Source organism: Pseudomonas sp. KCJK9016 (assembly GCF_046231795.1).
In the GTDB taxonomy this organism is placed as follows: Bacteria; Pseudomonadota; Gammaproteobacteria; order Pseudomonadales; family Pseudomonadaceae; genus Aquipseudomonas; species Aquipseudomonas bananamidigenes.
Map to the genome: position 1 here is coordinate 1 of NZ_JBJJMM010000013.1, position 16,487 is coordinate 16,487.

Consider the following 16,487-nt stretch of genomic DNA (forward strand, 5'->3'; position numbering starts at 1 on the left):
AGCCCCGCCACCGCCTTCGCCGCGAACCCTGATTTTGTTAGTGCCGGGGGTCGCGTTGTACGCTTGAGTGGCACGAATGCGCCGCACACCGAGCAGGCGACCGGGAGCGTTTTTGATTACCAATTGCTCCAGGGCAGCGATATCAATCGTTCCCTGATTGACCGGTGCGTTCCAGGCTTTGATGCACCACATGACGGCGATGTTGCGGGGGCGGGTTTCGCCGTTACCCGACGAAATGGCTGGACCTGTCTTCAGCCAACTGTCCTCACCGGAGGGGTAGTAAGTTGTATTGGTGCTTACAGTATTTGTTCCAGTAATACCGATAGCTTCCGCACCGTAAGGCCAACTTCCAACCCCCGCTCCCATGCCGCGCGCACTCTGAATCGCCGCAACTGCCGCCGTATCATTCACGCCCGTTACATGTGAGTGCCCCTCAGACAGCATGGATTGCAGACTACCGAGACCACGACCCGCATCCACCCCACGCCCATGATCCCAACCCCGCAAGAACTCCCCGCGCGCCTCCGGCAACCGGAAATTCCCGACACCCTCATCACCCTTGTTGAACTTGCCGCCCAGATAGGCGCTCAAGTCCGGGTAGGTCGCGCTGCTCTTGACGCTGTTGTCCAGCTCCAGAAAACCCGGCGGCGGCGTATCGACGGGGAACGCCACAATCGATCCCACCGGCAACGCCGAGGCCTTGGCGATCAGCGCTTCGACTTCAGCCTTGGTGTAGGAATCCTTGATGCCGAAACCGGCGAGCGTGTCGGGATTCGAGCCGGCCATCGCGCGACCATACTCGTCGACGCTCAGGCTCTTGTAAGTACCGGCAGCAATCCCGGTGCGACCTGCCAGCATCTTGAAAGTCAGCGCAGTGGTGCCGAGGGTGATCGGCGCGTTGGTGGTCAGGTGCCACAGCGAATCACCGTTGAGCGTGCCCTCTTCCACCATCACCGTCAGGCCCGGGGTGACCTTGGCGCTGACGTTGGCATCGTTGGCCCGAACCCAGTCACCGTTGGCGACGATCCACAGACCGTTGTCCTTGGCCAGGGTCTGGTTCGGCAGCAACACACGGTCGCCGGCGATCACGGCAACACCGTCGATCTGCTGCGCACCGTTCAACACCACGTTGGCGGTGGCAGCGACGCGCACCGATTGCTTGCCATCGAGTTTGCCGAGTTCTTCGGCGAGGTAACTCATGACCCAGGCACGAGTGGCCTTGACCACGGTGTCGTCGATCAGCAGCGTCACCAGCGAGGCATTGCTGGTCTCGAAAATCGAGCGGATGTAGAACTCTTTGCCCGAGCCGGAGGTGGCCAGCACCGGTTTGAACGACTCCGGGTATTTGACGATGGCGTAGAGAATGCCGGTGTCGGTCCACAGACCGGCTTCACGCACGTACCAGCCGCCGACGTCCGGCGGGATGGTCACTTCGGCGAGCAGCCAGCTCGGATTTTTCTCGTCCTGGAACAGTGCGTTGAGCGGTCCGCGCCAGACTTCGCGCTTCAGCGCGGTAGCTGTCGCGGCCGGGTTGTAGACCGCGCCGCCGCCATCGCCGACGGAAATCTGCGTCAGCTTGATCGGCACGCCCGCTGCCTTGCAGGCGGTTTCGTAGGCAATCCCTGCGTTGGTGAGCAGGGTGTAATAGTCAGCCATTCAGGCCCCCTGAGGATAAATAGTGGATGTTTCGACGGTGTACAGAGCGGCCGCCATGAAGGCTTCACCGGAGGTTTCGAGGCCTTCGAGGAACACCGGGTAGACCGTGGTCAGCTCACCACAAAAAGTCGCGGCACCAATCACATGAGAGCCGAAGGCGCTGAGGCCGACCGACACCGACAGCACGTCCCGCTCGCTCTTGGCATCGGCCAGGCGTCGGTCGAGACGGGCGTCGATGGCTTCGCTGTAGGGTTGTTCAGTGAAGGCCCGCACGGAAAAGCTGTAGGGTTCGCCGGGCGGTGTCGTCTCGTACCAGGCGCGGACTTCCGGCCTCAGTTGCAACCCCTTGGCAGCGTTTTCCAGCGCCTTGCGAGTGCCGGCCTGGCGCGCGGTGGGCCAGGCCAGTTCGACGGTCAGGCGCTTTTCCGCTTCCGGTGCGTCGGTGCTCCATTCGGCCACGCCGCGATCCGCTGCGAGATACGGCAGGAACGCGACCGGTGTTTCGCTCGGGTTCATCAGTTCGGGAAACGGCGGCATGATGCGGTCAAGCAAGGTGCCGAAGCCGATATCAAGCGCCCGTTCCAGCGCCGAGCTGTTGGCCGGCAGCAGGGTCGGACGCGGTGTCTGGTCCGTCATAGCGTCTGCACCTCGACCTCGACCGCCGTACAGTACGGCGCTTGAAACGCGCTGCACACGATGGGTGTCAGCGGTTCAAGAATCTGCAACTGCACGGCGCCGGCGCTGTGCAGCGTGTAGTCGATCCAGCTCGGATCGACCCGGCCTTCCAGGCGATGACAACTGTCGGCATAGGCTTGCAGATGTTGCTCGGCGGCGACTTTGGTCAGGCCCGAATCCGGGCCCGAATTGATCTTCGCCACGACGCGGATTTTGTAGCGCTGAATCTCGGCGCCCTTGACGGTGACCTTGTCGGTTTCCGGGCAGACGTCGGGCCGGGCAAAGTGTCGACGCACGCCGTCGAGCAATGCGGTGGACGGTGTACCGTCCGCCTCGCGGGACAGCACAGTCACCTGCACTTCTCCGGGTGCGGTGCGACGACCGTTGCCATCCTTGACCTTTGCGGCGAGGCCGTCCGGGGCGAAGGTGTAGGTGACGTCGACGACACCGGCATCAGTGGACTCGACTTTCACCGTCGGCCGCTCGCCGAGGGTGAAGACTTCGCGGCGATACTGCATCCGCGAACCGGCCGCCGGGGCATGGGGCGCCAGGTAATAGCGCAGCCGGGCGTCATCGTCGCTTTCGTAAATCGCCGGCACTGGCGGGAATGCCGCCGGGTCGCCAGGGTCGAGCAACTGTCGCTCCAGGCCCATGTCCGCCAGCCGCGCATCGAGGTTGCTGCCAGTGGCCCACCACGCCAGCATCTGCTTGATGCGGGCGTTATATTTGCGTTCGTGGGTTTGCAGGCGAACGCAAAATGCTTCGAGCGCCATGGTCAGCAGTTCGCTTTCGTTTTCCAGGCTAGTCTTGAGTTTCGCAGCGCTCTGCGGCGAGCGGGATCCGACGTATTCGAGGACGAAGGTCTTGAACTCGGCCAGCAAATCCTCGAAGGCCTCGACCTTGATCAGCGAAGGTTCGGCCAGTTGGTTCTGGCCAGGGATCAACATGCTCATGTCACGACCTCGAAAGTCTGTTGGCGGTTTTTCCAGGTGCCGGCGAAACGCAGCAGCAGGCCGGCGCCCTGTCGGGTGGCGACGATCACGCCGGGCTGGAAATCGCCGATGCCGTTCTGCGGGTTGTAGAACGCCTGCGCGGCGTGGCTCTGGGCCAGAAGCAGAATGTCATCGCCGAGGTTTTGCCCCAGCAGCGTGGGGATCAACGAACCATAAAGGGGCCTTTTTTGCCGGGTGCCCAGCGGCGTGGTCAGGGCTCGTGTCGCGCGCTGCACGAATTGCAGCCAGTCGTCGACCGTGGCCCCGCTGTCTCTATCGATTCCGATCATGGGAGGCTCTTGATTCAGGGGCTGATGACGCGACCCTGGTGATCCACCAACGGGCCGCTGAAGTGCACGCCCGAGGCGTCGATGGTCAGGCCGGTGGCGCCCAGTTGCAGGGTGATCGCTTGCGGCGTCATCGCCAGCCGCGCCGGGCCGATACTCAGTTCCAGCGCTTCGCGAGAACCGCTGAACGCGGCCGGGCCGTTTTGCCAGTGCAGGGTGTGAGACGCGTCGTCGTAGCCGCTTTCGCTGCCATCGCCATGCACCCGTCGCGTCAGCGTGGGGATCGTCGCAGCGGGTGGAAAGCGGTCACTGTTCAGGCCGAACAACGCCACGCTTTGTGCACCGCTTTCGCCGCTGCCGTAGTTGAACAGCAGACACTGTTCACCCACGCTGGGAATCCGCGATTCGCTCTGGGCGCCGGCGCTCGGGTTGAAGAACTTGATGGCCGGCGTGAGCAATCCTCCGTGACTGACCTTGCACGTATTGCTCGCCGCGTCGACCTCCTGACAAACGCCGATGCGGCAAAAACTCTCGGCGCGCCGATGCAGGTCTTCGATCTCCGCGTCCATCTCCGCCAGCCGTTCGATGATCGGGCCCAGTTGCATTCGCAGTAACGCGTCGAACATCGGTCAGGCCTCCAGCGAGGTGTATTGGTCGGGGTCGTCGATGTCGCTGACTTCCCAGGTGCGGGCGAATTTCGGCGTACCGAGCGGGTCGTCGAGCAAGGTCGGGCCCAGGTAGAGGGTCTGGTTGAATGTCAGGGTCCAGGCCTTGTTGGGCTGATCGGCGCGAATCGCCAGCGACGGCAAACCATCGATGTTCATGGGCAGATCGCACTGTTCGCCGGGCAGGCCCCAACGGTTGTCAGTGATCAGGTTTTTCAGGGCGGCGATCAGGTCACACGCGGCAAACGCCGTGGCGGAAAGCGCCGGAATGACTTGCAGCGACAGTGTCAGCACATGGGCGATTCGCCCGTTGGCGGCGCGCTCTCCCGGTGCATTGCGTTCGATGTCGATCAACACCCAGGCCTTGTCGCCGGGGGCCGTGAAGTCATCGTGATTACCGACTTGCACGTTCAGGTCGATGTTGTTGCGCAAGGCTGTCGCCATTGCCGTGAACAGCTGCGAAGGCTGCTGGATCGGTGCAGACATGCATGACCTCCTTTTCGAATGTCCACGCAAAATCCCGCCGCACAGCGTGCAGCGAGGCAAGAAAGGGGTGGGTTACTGTGGATCGCGCGGTGGCGGAACTTCGCAGACGCCGATGCGTTTGGCGGCCCAGCGTTCGTACAGACCGATGGCCACGTCGGCGCCGGCCATGGCGGTCAGGCAACCGAAGGCGCCGGCAGCCCAGATCGACATGCCGGCGGCGTACAGCAGCATGATCGCCGAGACGCCGCAGATCATGCAGGCGCCGGAGCGCAGGGCCAGACGTCGCAACAGGGGCCAGCCGCGGGCGCCGTCCTTGTCCGCACGCCACATTTCGCCGGACACCCCGCCCGCCACGGCAAGGAGGATGACCAGCCAGATTGGCATGTCTGCCAATGCTTGTTGCTCGGTTGTCATGTCACGCCTCCTGGGAAAATTGATGTGTGATGTGTTTTGTTCTCAAACGACGTATCTGTGCAAATCCTTTTGGTTCTCCGCCTGACTTTTTGTTTTTGCCGCACAACTTCGCTTACGCGGTGCGCATCAAGTGGATATTCCAGAAAGCCCGGCGCATTGACCGGGCTTTTCAGTGTGCGCTCTCTGAATTGGTACTGATTCAGAAGGGCGCTACGGGCCATTCGACCGTGTACGGATAGCCGGATTGTTTTTTTGCATCACAGACCGCGACGTAATACTGCTTGAAAGCCAGCAAAGACGCTTCCTCTTCAGGTGTGGCAATCCCCAGATCCTGTTTGTATTGCAGCGGGTTCATCATCAGCCAGCCTTCTGCCGCTCCCACCAGAAACCGAATGCGATTGGTAACGATATCAACCTGATCCTGGTAGGTTGGCTCGGAAAAGGCCCAACCATTGCCCGTGTACTCAGCCTTCCATCCCACCTGAACTATGGTGTCAACGCTGGTCTCGATCCAGTTGCCGATGACGCCAGGCGGGATCATTGGCATTTGCTCGGCATCCACAAATTGCAGAACCTTTGGAAAAGGGTTCAGGTTGCTCATTTCAATCAATACGTAACGAATCATTATTCTTCCTTGTTGCTGATACTCAGCATGGTTGTCGTTGAACTCTGCGAGCCGGTGGTACCGGTGACCATTCGAGGCAGGCATTCCAAAAAGCCCGGCATTTCGCCGGGCTTTTCAGTAATGCGCTCCTTCGCCTTCCTTCAATCCTGTGTACGTGAAGGAAGCTGACTTTTCGGCGCTACTGGCGCGGTACGAGTCCATTCAAATTGTTTTTCCGACCGCGGTCCCTGCCCGCCGGATAACTGCTTCTGGTGCTTTACGCTGCACACCCGGGTCAGTTGCCAACCCTCTGAACCGTTAAGGCCGGTTCATCGCTGCCTGTTCTTGTGGAACTAAAGAGCTGTTGTTGCCAGCCGCTTTGTCGAGCGGCTTGGTGGCAAGAATATGCATGTATGCATATCCAGTCAATGCGTAAATGCATTTATTTGTGCATGAGAATTGCGCGGATGCATGGAAGCCCCGCCAATCAAGGGTTGTCCGGTTTTCTACAGGCGAAAAAAAACCCGCCGTGGGCGGGTTTTATCTGAGAGAGGGATCGTTACCGGGCGTACATGCCCCACCAGAAGACGTGACCGAGGATGACAATCTGTTCTTCCTGCATGTCCTGGAAGCTGTAGTCCTCGTCCGGATGCTCATCGCGATTGAAGCTGCGCAAGCGTATACCGGTGGGCAGGCGATAGAGCTGTTTCACCCGCAACTGACCGTTGTGGTTGATCGCGTAAAGGTCGCCATCAATGATGTCGCCGATCCCGCACTTGCCCGCGTTCACACCGACGGTGGCGCCGTCACGCAGCACCGGCAACATGCTGTTGCCCCGTACGGTCACGCATTTGGCCTGGTCGAACTGCACGCCGTTATGGCGCAGGCTGCGCTTGCCAAAGCGCAGACTGGAGCGTTCGCTCTCTTCGATGACGAATCTTCCTGATCCAGCAGCCAATTCAACCTCGCGAAGAAAGGGCACCGACACCTCGTCGTCATCGACGGGCGTGTCATCGTCCCACAGGCTTATGTCCTTGAGTTCGGAATGCAACTCCTCGCGCCCGCCGCCGGCGACCGGCGCAACATCCGCGCGCCCGCGCAACTGATCGGTGCTCACGGCGAAGTACTCGGCGATCTTAGAGATGTGTTTATCCGAAGGATCGACGATCTTCCCGCTGAGAATCCGCGAGAGAGTGGATTGAGGCACGCCGGTGCGACGGTGGAGCTCCGTGGGGGAGATCCCGTGCTGATCGAGCAGTGCTCTTAAGACGGAGGATACGTTGCGTTTTTGCATAACGCGCATAGTGCTTGAAGTTTTTCGGGAAGACAAATGCTGATTTGCATAAATCGTGCATAATCGACCTTTTTGCGCCAGATAGATGTCACCGGGCCGCGATGCCTGCGTCCGACAGACCGCCCATGGTAACCTTGCGCCCATCGCGGAAAAGCCCGGCCACGGCCTCGCTTTTGCCCCACATCTTCCAACGAGTTACCTGACAATCCGATGAATAAAGCCGTCTCCGACCTGTCCTCCCACACTCCGATGATTCAGCAGTAATGTGGAAAATCGACCTCAGGCCGCACCGTTCACGGCCTATGCGTCGAGCCTGTCCAATATGCATTGGCGAGTTTGGGCGACTTTCGCCTAGTAAAACCGAGAAGCTTTCGAGCGGTTTTAGACAGCCTATGCGCCCCACCCTGGCGTTCTGCCGATAACGATCCGTCCTGGCTCGTCACCTTCCCAGCTTTTCAAATTCTGCCCTGCACCACCAGGACTGCGCATACAGCACGCCGTCAATGTCCTCGAATCCATTGATGTTCATCCCGGGTTGGGCCATGCCGTTGACCTTGGCGTCGTGCAGCCGAGGAATGATGTCAGGCCCAGGAGTCGGGCTGAATACCCAGGCCTGTGTGGCTACCCGGCCAAGCGGTACGCTGTGGTGGTCGCCGATGTGGAGTCGGCGCGCAGGGGCTGAACCTTCTTCAGTTGATCAGAGGGGATGGCCTGGCCATTCACGCGGCGGCGGACGAGGAGGTAGTACATGTCGCACCGAAATACTGTATATAGATACAGCACCCAGCATCAGGAAACGCAAACGCGCCAGTACCGCTCGGCGGACTATGCTTGTTCGTTCAAGCAGAAGGGCGGCACATGTATGGAAGGTTGAGCCAGGACCGAGGCACACACGACATATCGTGTCACGGGTAATCAGTTGCTAAGCCCATTCAGCAAACAACCGCTCCAGGTAGAGATCTTACTGTCATCTGGGCACGTGTGTAGCTATCAGAATTGTCTGATTAAACCTGCAGCCCTTCTGGGGGTAACTTGGTGCGTTAATTTATCGGGCGCGCACCATGCGAGACTTAAGACAAACTCACAAGAAAGCAAATAAGCATTATAGTAGCTGGAATATAATTTTATTGAGTATGCTCTTCACTATTTCTGCATGCACTTCACCAACTCACAACTCTTTAAACAACACATCCAGCGAAACAGAGAGCACCCATTTAAACGAGACTTACCATCATTTAACGACTGAGCACCCTGAATCCAACTGGAAATTCGCTGAGGGCTCGGCAAATGATTAAACCTATTACATCACTGGTAGCTTGTATTTTTATCGCTGCACCTTCGCTCTCGTTTGCAGCTTGCGAGTTTGTCACCGGTCACTCACAAAAACAGATAAATATAAGTATACCTTCAACGCTTTCCATCCCAAGAGATGCAGCAGTCAACACCGTGATTTACGAATCACCGGCAATAACCTTTTATGGTGACGCATCGTACTATTGCACGACCACATTCACGGGCGGGATCAAAAACAACGTGGGAACGGATTCAACCTCAACTTATTTCCCAATAGGTAATACGGGGCTTTCGTGGCAGTGGATTTATCAGGGCGCTGAATATAAGGGATTTGCCGCTGGAAAACCTCGAGAACCTGGCAGATTCGGTTTCAATACCACTACAAACGCCCTACGCATAGTTAAAACTGGAGTTATTTCACCAGGCGCAACCATACCAGCCGGAGTCCTAGGGTATATACAAATAGAATCGGCAAACCTAAGACCTTTAGCAATGGTAACTAGTAATATTTCAGCCATTACACTTCAGTCATGCGAAACCCCAAACATTGCCGTTGAAATGGGCGAGCACAACCTTAGCGTATTTTCAAGAAGCGGAAATACCACACCACCCAGAGCGGTCAATATAAAATTAAGTAACTGCCCGAGCGGAATCCAGAAAGTGAGCTATAGCTTATCTGCCACATCAGACTCTCCTGCTGTGGACGGCGCAATCGGCATTATCGAATTAAACAAAAGCTCAACAGCAAAAGGTATCGCACTGCAATTACTTGACAACAATCAGACCCCCATTCAACTCGACAAAATTTATGACTTCAACGAGTACTCAACAGCCGGCGGAAACTTCTCCATACCCTTGAATGCCAACTATATTCGTACCCTACCGAATGGTAATGCTGGCCAATACGATGAGGGAATGAGCGCGGGTTCCGCCAACAGCGAAGTGACCTTCGTTATGAATTATTTGTGACTAATGTCTGGGCATGACGGCTTTCCGAGTGAACGTCAGTGGCCGTCTCAGGTTCATATCGCTGACTGGCTATCGGAATGAGTCGTACGCCTCGCCCGCTCTCCCGGTCGAGCATCAGCCCGTGCGAGCAGTTCACCGGCCGTGACCTCACCGAAGCCGAGGGGTGGCTGCTGCTCCGGGTGTTGAAGGATGTGCACCCGTGGCAGAACACCGACAAGTTCCACGAGGACAGCGCGCTGGATGGCGTGGCGTACTCGTTGCTGAAGGCTGAGGCCCTGGCCGTTGGTGCCCGGCCATGAGAACTCTCGGCGAAATCATCGAAGCAGCTAAATCCGGCGAGCGCCCTGACTACGACGACCTGCGCCTGGCCGTGTGCGCCATGGACGGGCTCACGACCTTTGACCGCCAGGCCATCTGGATGGCTGGCCGAGGGCGAGGAGACAGGCAAGAAGCCGTTCTTGACCAGGAGCTGCGTCTGGCACCGTGACGAGCCATCGCTGACACCGACTGGATATCGGCAAACGTCAAACGCAACGCGATGACAAGGCTGGCGACGCTCCTGGGTGCAGCCACCCGGGAAGGCCTACTAATCAAAAAACCTGCCGAGATGATTGAACTGCCGAAGCGATCAAGGAAGGAAATCGCCCCCTTCACCCTCGCAGAGGCCAATAACATCATCGACAGGCTGTACCAGCATGAGCACTGGCCAAGCCTTATCTACGCACCTCTGTTCGAGGTCATATTTTTCACTGGCCTCCGGCTCTCGGAGGCCTTGGCCGTACGTGGGATGCAACCGATATGGGAAAGAAGACGGTACACCTCAAGAGGACCGTTGCGCTGGGCAAGGTGGAGGAAAGGACAAAAACCGGCAGAGACCAGTTCGTGCACGCGCATTCGGCGACACACGGAGAAGCGGCGCGATCGGAACATCACCGATGCCGAGTTTGAAAGGATCTGTGACAAGGCGAGCCCGAACATGCGGGTCATCTATGAGATGTACTATCTGACCGGCCAGCGGATCAGCGACATGCTGTCCATTCACCTGTCGGATATCAGTGAGGAAGGTATTGCGCTCAAGCAGCAGAAGACTGGTGCTCGGCTCATCGTCTGGATGAGCCAGACCTAGAAGCCCTGGTCTCCAGGACCAAGGCGTTGCCTCGTCGCGTTCGGGGCCTGACATTGTTCTGCTCACCGCGTGGCGGCAAACCGGTTCATTACAGCTCGGTGAAAGATGCATTCAAGCGTAACTGTGACGCGGCTGGAGTCGTCGGTGCAACGCTGCACGACGTGCGCGCGAAGTCGCTGACCGACACAGCCAAGCAAGGAAACAACGCCCAGAAGCTTGGCGGCCATACCGACGCAAAAATGACCGCGCGCTATCTTCGCCTTCGTGAAACTGACATTGCCGAGCTTCCAACAATGCCGAAAAAATCCCTGTAGTATTAGAGAATTGCCCCGTGTCAAATAGACAGACTGAGCCAAAGCCTTTGAATATCGACGTTTCCAGCCACACCCCAATGATGCAGCAATACTGGCGCCTGAAGAATCAGCACCCGGACCAGCTGATGTTCTACCGCATGGGCGACTTCTACGAGATCTTCTACGAAGACGCGAAGAAAGCGGCCAAATTGCTGGACATCACCCTGACTGCCCGCGGGCAGTCGGCGGGGCAGGCGATTCCGATGTGCGGGATTCCGTATCACGCGGCGGAAGGCTATCTGGCGAAGCTGGTCAAGCTTGGCGAGTCTGTGGTGATCTGCGAGCAGGTCGGCGACCCGGCCACCAGTAAGGGGCCGGTGGAACGTCAGGTGGTGCGGATCATCACCCCGGGCACGGTCAGCGATGAAGCGCTGCTCGATGAGCGCCGCGACAACCTGATCGCGGCGGTGCTGGGTGACGAGCGTCTGTTCGGTCTGGCGGTGCTGGACATCACCAGCGGCAACTTCACGGTGCTGGAGATCAAGGGCTGGGAAAACCTGCTGGCGGAGCTGGAGCGAGTCAACCCGGTCGAGCTGTTGATCCCGGATGACTGGCCGAAGGATCTGCCGGCGGAAAAACGCCGTGGCGTTCGTCGCCGTGCGCCGTGGGATTTCGAGCGTGATTCGGCGCTTAAGAGTCTCTGCCAGCAATTCTCCACCCAGGATTTGAAAGGCTTCGGTTGCGAAACCCTGACCCTGGCCATCGGTGCTGCCGGTTGCCTGCTGGCGTACGCCAAGGAAACCCAGCGTACCGCCCTACCCCACTTGCGCAGTCTGCGCCATGAACGTCTGGACGATACCGTGGTGCTGGACGGCGCCAGCCGTCGCAACCTGGAACTCGATACCAACCTGGCCGGTGGTCGCGACAACACCCTGCAATCGGTGGTCGATCGCTGCCAGACCGCCATGGGCAGCCGCTTGCTGACGCGCTGGCTCAATCGCCCGTTGCGTGATCTGACCGTGTTGCTGGCGCGCCAGACTTCGATCCGTTGCCTGCTCGACGGTTACCGCTTCGAAAGACTGCAGCCGCAGCTCAAGGAAATCGGCGACATCGAACGGATTCTGGCACGGATCGGTCTGCGCAATGCCCGCCCTCGCGATCTCGCTCGTCTGCGTGATGCACTCGGCGCGCTGCCGGAACTGCAAGTGGCGATGACCGATCTGGAAGCGCCGCACCTGCAACGCCTGGCGGCTACCACCAGCACCTATCCGGAACTGGCGACGCTGCTGGAAAAAGCCATCATCGACAACCCGCCTGCGGTCATCCGCGATGGCGGCGTGCTGAAAACCGGTTACGACAGCGAACTCGATGAACTGCAATCGCTGAGCGAGAACGCCGGCCAGTTCCTGATCGATCTGGAAGCCCGGGAAAAAGCCCGCACCGGTCTGGCCAACCTGAAAGTCGGTTACAACCGTATTCACGGCTATTTCATCGAATTGCCGAGCAAGCAGGCTGAATCGGCACCGGCGGACTACATCCGCCGTCAGACCCTCAAGGGTGCCGAGCGCTTCATCACTCCCGAGCTGAAAGAGTTCGAAGACAAGGCGCTGTCGGCCAAGAGCCGTGCCCTGGCTCGCGAAAAGATGCTTTACGAAGCGCTGCTGGAAGATCTGATCAGCCAGTTGCCGCCGCTGCAGGACACTGCTGGTGCCCTGGCCGAACTGGATGTGTTGAGCAACCTCGCCGAACGTGCGCTGAATCTCGACCTGAATTGCCCGACCTTCGTCAGCGAACCTTGCATGCGCATCACTCAGGGTCGTCACCCGGTGGTCGAGCAAGTGCTGACCACGCCGTTCGTGGCCAACGACCTGAGCCTGGACGACAGCACCCGGATGCTGGTGATCACCGGCCCGAACATGGGCGGTAAATCCACCTATATGCGCCAGACTGCGTTGATTGTGCTGCTGGCACACATCGGCAGCTTCGTGCCGGCCGCCAGTTGCGAACTGTCGCTGGTGGACCGGATCTTCACCCGGATCGGTTCCAGCGATGACCTGGCGGGCGGCCGCTCGACCTTTATGGTGGAAATGAGCGAAACCGCCAATATCCTGCACAACGCCACCGAGCGCAGCCTGGTGTTGATGGACGAGGTCGGTCGCGGCACCAGTACCTTCGACGGTCTGTCCCTGGCATGGGCGGCAGCCGAACGCCTGGCGCATTTGCGTGCCTATACTCTATTTGCAACGCACTATTTCGAACTGACAGTGTTGCCGGAAGCCGAGTCTCTGGTGGCCAACGTGCACCTCAACGCAACCGAGCACAACGAGCGGATCGTATTCCTGCACCACGTGCTGCCTGGGCCGGCCAGCCAAAGCTACGGCCTCGCGGTGGCACAACTGGCCGGCGTACCGAACGAGGTCATCACCCGCGCCCGTGAACACTTGCGCCGCCTGGAAGATACCGCACTGCCACATGAGGCACCGAAACCGGCAGCCAAGGGTAAACCGGCGACGCCACAGCAGAGCGATATGTTCGCCAGTCTGCCGCACCCGGTGCTGGACGAACTGGCCAAACTGGATCTGGATGACGTGACACCACGTCGCGCGCTCGAAATGCTATATGCACTGAAGAACCGGATATAAGCACTGAAGAAGCGGATATAACGCAAACGGCTTCAAGCTGTTAGAATCTCGCGCGGTTCGGGATGCTGCCGGCTATTAGCCTGACCGGCAGACATCGCTCCCGAACCTGGCGACCCCAACCGTGAAGGGGCAACGCTGCCGCCGCCTGAGGAGAAAATTAGAAATGACCTTCGTCGTCACCGACAACTGCATCAAGTGCAAGTACACCGACTGCGTAGAAGTCTGTCCGGTGGACTGCTTTTACGAAGGCCCGAACTTCCTGGTGATTCACCCGGATGAATGCATCGACTGCGCACTGTGCGAACCTGAATGCCCGGCCGTCGCCATTTTCTCCGAGGACGAGGTTCCGGAAGAAATGCAGGAATTCATCCAGCTGAACGTTGAACTGGCCGAAATCTGGCCGAACATCACCGAAAAGAAAGATTCGCTGCCGGACGCCGAAGAGTGGGATGGGGTCAAAGGCAAGATCAAAGACCTCGAACGCTGATTCCCTCTGCGTTCATGCAAAAGGCCCCACGAGGGCCTTTTTGCTTTTCTGTGTCTTGCTTTTCTTCAAGCAAAAAAAAGGGGCGGTTTGACCCGCCCACATTTTTTCCCTATTCCCTGTGTTCCTTTTCATCGTCCTGATGAATCGCGTCCTGCGATGTCCATTCCCTTCTTCCTTGAAGGGCGTGTCTATCCGTCGACACACCCCGAATACTAAAGAGTTCCCTGGTTCGAGCAACCGGCCCGTTCCGGTAAAACCTCGTGTCATAAGCATTTAACATCTAAAAATATTCATATAAATCAATAGTTTAAATGCACGCTTACAGTTCAATGGATGTCCTCCACAGTGTAAAAATAACGAACACTTACGAAAGAGTAAGCCAGGGCTTACACCGGGAGACTACAAACCCGGGAACAGATGACCTTCCGGCATGATTCGAAAAGCGTGTCAAAGCCAGGCAGCAAAAAGCCCCGAACAGGTCGGGGCTTTTTGGGGGCGATCAGGCGAAACGCTTACTGAAACAGCGACTCGCTCGACAGGCCATTCTTTTCAAGGATCTCGCGCAGACGCTTGAGGCCTTCAACCTGGATCTGTCTCACCCGTTCCCGGGTCAGGCCAATCTCAAGGCCTACATCTTCCAGCGTGCTGCTCTCGTGACCGCGCAGGCCGAAGCGGCGGACCACCACTTCGCGTTGCTTGTCGGTCAGCTCCGAGAGCCATTGATCAATGCTCTGCGACAGATCGTCGTCCTGCAGCAGTTCGCATGGATCTGTCGGACGGTCATCCGTAAGGGTGTCCAGCAGGGTTTTATCCGAATCCGGACCCAGCGAGACGTCGACCGAAGAAACACGCTCGTTCAGGCCCAGCATGCGCTTGACCTCGCCCACCGGTTTCTCCAGCAGGTTGGCGATTTCTTCGGGTGAAGGTTCGTGATCGAGCTTTTGCGTCAACTCCCGTGCGGCCCTCAGGTACACGTTGAGCTCCTTGACCACATGGATCGGCAGCCGGATGGTCCGGGTCTGATTCATGATCGCGCGCTCGATGGTCTGACGGATCCACCAGGTCGCGTAGGTCGAGAAGCGGAAGCCGCGCTCGGGATCGAACTTTTCCACCGCCCGGATCAGCCCGAGGTTGCCCTCTTCGATCAGATCCAGCAGCGACAGCCCCCGATTGACGTAACGCCGGGCGATCTTGACCACCAGCCGCAGGTTACTTTCGATCATGCGCTTGCGTCCGGCAGGATCGCCACTTTGCGACAGACGCGCAAAATGAACTTCTTCCTCCGGGGAGAGCAATGGGGAAAAGCCGATTTCGTTGAGATACAACTGCGTGGCATCGAGTGCCCGAGTGTAGTCGATGTATTTGTGTTGCTTGAGTGAAGCGGAGTGTTTGGATTTGGCACGAACGGAAGGTGGAGCAGCCCCTTCATCATTCGACATCGAATCCGAATCGATGGCGGTCTCCATCAGGAGAACCTCATCGTCGATGTCAAACTCCGGCACTTCTTTACTGAGAGCCATTGTTATAGTCCTTTGGTGAGTTCGACCCCAAGCTCAAGCGGCGCCTTTATCCTTGGCAACGCTGGAGCCTGTCCCCTCTACGTGACGGAACAGGCTGGTCTGCAAATCAACGTCTTGGCAGGAACTGCAGCGGATCTACAGGTTTACCTTGTCGGCGAATCTCAAAATGCAGTTTCACCCGGTCTGTACCCGTTGACCCCATTTCGGCAATTGTCTGTCCGACCTTGACCTGCTGCCCCTCCCGTACCAACAGCCGACGGTTGTGTCCGTAAGCACTGACGTAGGTTTCGCTGTGTTTGATGATGACCAATTCGCCGTAGCCCCTTAAGCCACTCCCGGCGTAAACCACCGTCCCATCAGACGCAGCTAAAACAGGCTGTCCCAAATCTCCGGCGATATCAATTCCTTTATTCAAACTACCGTTTGAAGAGAATTTACCAATCAGAATGCCATTAGATGGCCATCCCCAGCCGGTCGGGGCCGGGCCCGGAGGAGGCAATGGCGCCGGTGCCGGCTTGTTGGCGACGGACGGTACAACCGTCGTGGATGCAGCCCCGGAACCGGTGGTTGTGGTGGTCGTCGTGCCATTTGCCTGGCGCCGGATTATCGTGGTTTTGCTGGACGAAGACGGTGCAGAAGCGCTGTTGCTCACCACCGCTGTCGGCGTTGAACCCGGGCGACCGTCGAAGCGAATTGTCTGACCCGGGTGGATCGTGTACGGCGTAGGAATGTTGTTCCGGGCAGCGAGCGCTTTGTAGTCCCAGCCGTAGCGAAACGCGATGGAAAACAGTGTGTCACCCGGACGGACTACATACTGCCCGGTCGTCACTGTAGGACGCTGGGCCACCGCGTTGTTACGATCGACGACCCGCACGTTTTTCGATTTGGTGCTGGAGCAACCGACCAGCAAGGTGCTCAAGACAAGGCCAGTCACCAGGCGCTGAAAGCTCGTGTTACCCATACGCTGCGCAATGACTGTGAGACTCACCCGCCGCTCCCTTTGTGGTGGCTGAAAAATGTGGATGGCCGATTTCGGCCTGTAACGTCGCAAGTATAACGGGCGAATCCGGCTTTACCTTTAATG

Annotated in this window: 16 protein-coding genes and 2 pseudogenes; 6 read left to right on the plus strand and 12 right to left on the minus strand. The window is 58.3% G+C overall.

What is annotated here, in order from left to right:
• The 10 genes and pseudogenes from ACK6BI_RS14465 to ACK6BI_RS14510 form a co-directional block, all read right to left on the minus strand.
• Positions 1 to 1,656 (minus strand): phage tail protein (locus ACK6BI_RS14465; RefSeq protein WP_409317603.1); only part of this gene is annotated, 1,656 nt, incomplete at its 3' end.
• A complete protein-coding gene (locus ACK6BI_RS14470) occupies positions 1,657 to 2,292 on the minus strand; it encodes a phage tail protein I (RefSeq protein ID WP_409317604.1) in 636 nt (211 codons plus the stop codon).
• Positions 2,289 to 3,284 carry a baseplate J/gp47 family protein gene (locus tag ACK6BI_RS14475; RefSeq protein ID WP_409317605.1) on the minus strand — a complete coding sequence of 332 codons (996 nt, stop codon included), beginning with the start codon at positions 3,282 to 3,284 and terminating at the stop codon, positions 2,289 to 2,291. Before ACK6BI_RS14475 ends, ACK6BI_RS14470 begins: the two co-directional genes overlap by 4 nt.
• Positions 3,281 to 3,613, minus strand: coding sequence for a hypothetical protein (locus ACK6BI_RS14480; protein WP_007954853.1), 333 nt, complete (start codon positions 3,611 to 3,613; stop codon positions 3,281 to 3,283). Before ACK6BI_RS14480 ends, ACK6BI_RS14475 begins: the two co-directional genes overlap by 4 nt.
• Positions 3,614 to 3,627: 14 nt before the next feature.
• Entirely contained in the window at positions 3,628 to 4,236 is a 609-nt protein-coding gene (locus ACK6BI_RS14485; protein WP_409317606.1) for a phage baseplate assembly protein V, read from the minus strand.
• A gap of 3 nt (positions 4,237 to 4,239) precedes the next feature.
• Positions 4,240 to 4,761, minus strand: a complete 522-nt coding sequence (locus ACK6BI_RS14490) for a hypothetical protein (RefSeq protein WP_409317607.1) — start codon at positions 4,759 to 4,761, stop codon at positions 4,240 to 4,242.
• 72 nt (positions 4,762 to 4,833) lie between these two features.
• Positions 4,834 to 5,175: a phage holin family protein gene (locus ACK6BI_RS14495; RefSeq protein ID WP_134825658.1), complete on the minus strand. Its 342-nt coding sequence runs from the start codon at positions 5,173 to 5,175 to the stop codon at positions 4,834 to 4,836.
• Between the two features lie 199 nt (positions 5,176 to 5,374).
• On the minus strand, positions 5,375 to 5,800 hold the full coding sequence (locus tag ACK6BI_RS14500) for a tail fiber assembly protein (protein ID WP_409317608.1): 426 nt from the start codon (positions 5,798 to 5,800) through the stop codon (positions 5,375 to 5,377).
• Positions 5,801 to 6,338: 538 nt separating this feature from the next.
• Entirely contained in the window at positions 6,339 to 7,073 is a 735-nt protein-coding gene (locus ACK6BI_RS14505; RefSeq protein ID WP_085712860.1) for an XRE family transcriptional regulator, read from the minus strand.
• A 439-nt stretch (positions 7,074 to 7,512) separates the two neighbouring features.
• Positions 7,513 to 7,823, minus strand: a pseudogene (locus ACK6BI_RS14510) (hypothetical protein).
• Positions 7,824 to 8,360: 537 nt separating this feature from the next.
• Between ACK6BI_RS14510 and ACK6BI_RS14515 the strand changes: the two are divergent.
• The 6 genes and pseudogenes from ACK6BI_RS14515 (at position 8,361) to fdxA (ending at position 13,883) form a co-directional block, all read left to right on the plus strand.
• The gene (locus ACK6BI_RS14515; protein ID WP_409317609.1) at positions 8,361 to 9,335 is read left to right on the plus strand and encodes a fimbrial protein; all 975 of its coding nucleotides are present in this window, start codon (positions 8,361 to 8,363) and stop codon (positions 9,333 to 9,335) included.
• A gap of 77 nt (positions 9,336 to 9,412) precedes the next feature.
• Positions 9,413 to 9,634, plus strand: a complete 222-nt coding sequence (locus ACK6BI_RS14520) for a hypothetical protein (protein ID WP_409317610.1) — start codon at positions 9,413 to 9,415, stop codon at positions 9,632 to 9,634.
• On the plus strand, positions 9,631 to 9,822 hold the full coding sequence (locus ACK6BI_RS14525; protein WP_409317611.1) for a hypothetical protein: 192 nt from the start codon (positions 9,631 to 9,633) through the stop codon (positions 9,820 to 9,822). The genes ACK6BI_RS14520 and ACK6BI_RS14525 overlap by 4 nt, the downstream gene beginning before the upstream one ends.
• 396 nt (positions 9,823 to 10,218) lie before the next feature.
• Positions 10,219 to 10,775 (plus strand): annotated as a pseudogene (locus tag ACK6BI_RS14530) (tyrosine-type recombinase/integrase); the annotation flags it as partial.
• Between the two features lie 77 nt (positions 10,776 to 10,852).
• A complete protein-coding gene (gene mutS / locus ACK6BI_RS14535; protein WP_409317711.1) occupies positions 10,853 to 13,396 on the plus strand; it encodes a DNA mismatch repair protein MutS in 2,544 nt (847 codons plus the stop codon).
• Between the two features lie 163 nt (positions 13,397 to 13,559).
• Positions 13,560 to 13,883 carry a ferredoxin FdxA gene (gene fdxA / locus ACK6BI_RS14540; RefSeq protein ID WP_007924025.1) on the plus strand — a complete coding sequence of 108 codons (324 nt, stop codon included), beginning with the start codon at positions 13,560 to 13,562 and terminating at the stop codon, positions 13,881 to 13,883.
• Positions 13,884 to 14,395: 512 nt separating this feature from the next.
• On the opposite strand, the gene rpoS is transcribed toward fdxA, so the two are convergent.
• A complete protein-coding gene (gene rpoS / locus ACK6BI_RS14545; RefSeq protein WP_260522398.1) occupies positions 14,396 to 15,403 on the minus strand; it encodes an RNA polymerase sigma factor RpoS in 1,008 nt (335 codons plus the stop codon).
• A 106-nt stretch (positions 15,404 to 15,509) separates the two neighbouring features.
• Positions 15,510 to 16,391: a peptidoglycan DD-metalloendopeptidase family protein gene (locus ACK6BI_RS14550; protein WP_409317612.1), complete on the minus strand. Its 882-nt coding sequence runs from the start codon at positions 16,389 to 16,391 to the stop codon at positions 15,510 to 15,512.
• Positions 16,392 to 16,487: the final 96 nt, after the last annotated feature.

Excerpts from the sequence above, each read along its gene's own strand:
- ACK6BI_RS14470 (WP_409317604.1), bottom strand. The coding sequence starts at position 2,292 with ATGACGGACCAGACACCGCGTCCGACCCTGCTGCCGGCCAACAGCTCG.
- ACK6BI_RS14475 (WP_409317605.1), bottom strand. The coding sequence starts at position 3,284 with ATGAGCATGTTGATCCCTGGCCAGAACCAACTGGCCGAACCTTCGCTG.
- ACK6BI_RS14480 (WP_007954853.1), bottom strand. The coding sequence starts at position 3,613 with ATGATCGGAATCGATAGAGACAGCGGGGCCACGGTCGACGACTGGCTG.
- ACK6BI_RS14485 (WP_409317606.1), bottom strand. The coding sequence starts at position 4,236 with ATGTTCGACGCGTTACTGCGAATGCAACTGGGCCCGATCATCGAACGG.
- ACK6BI_RS14490 (WP_409317607.1), bottom strand. The coding sequence starts at position 4,761 with ATGTCTGCACCGATCCAGCAGCCTTCGCAGCTGTTCACGGCAATGGCG.
- ACK6BI_RS14495 (WP_134825658.1), bottom strand. The coding sequence starts at position 5,175 with ATGACAACCGAGCAACAAGCATTGGCAGACATGCCAATCTGGCTGGTC.
- ACK6BI_RS14500 (WP_409317608.1), bottom strand. The coding sequence starts at position 5,800 with ATGATTCGTTACGTATTGATTGAAATGAGCAACCTGAACCCTTTTCCA.
- ACK6BI_RS14505 (WP_085712860.1), bottom strand. The coding sequence starts at position 7,073 with ATGCAAAAACGCAACGTATCCTCCGTCTTAAGAGCACTGCTCGATCAG.
- ACK6BI_RS14515 (WP_409317609.1), top strand. The coding sequence starts at position 8,361 with ATGATTAAACCTATTACATCACTGGTAGCTTGTATTTTTATCGCTGCA.
- ACK6BI_RS14520 (WP_409317610.1), top strand. The coding sequence starts at position 9,413 with ATGAGTCGTACGCCTCGCCCGCTCTCCCGGTCGAGCATCAGCCCGTGC.
- ACK6BI_RS14525 (WP_409317611.1), top strand. The coding sequence starts at position 9,631 with ATGAGAACTCTCGGCGAAATCATCGAAGCAGCTAAATCCGGCGAGCGC.
- mutS (WP_409317711.1), top strand. The coding sequence starts at position 10,853 with ATGATGCAGCAATACTGGCGCCTGAAGAATCAGCACCCGGACCAGCTG.
- fdxA (WP_007924025.1), top strand. The coding sequence starts at position 13,560 with ATGACCTTCGTCGTCACCGACAACTGCATCAAGTGCAAGTACACCGAC.
- rpoS (WP_260522398.1), bottom strand. The coding sequence starts at position 15,403 with ATGGCTCTCAGTAAAGAAGTGCCGGAGTTTGACATCGACGATGAGGTT.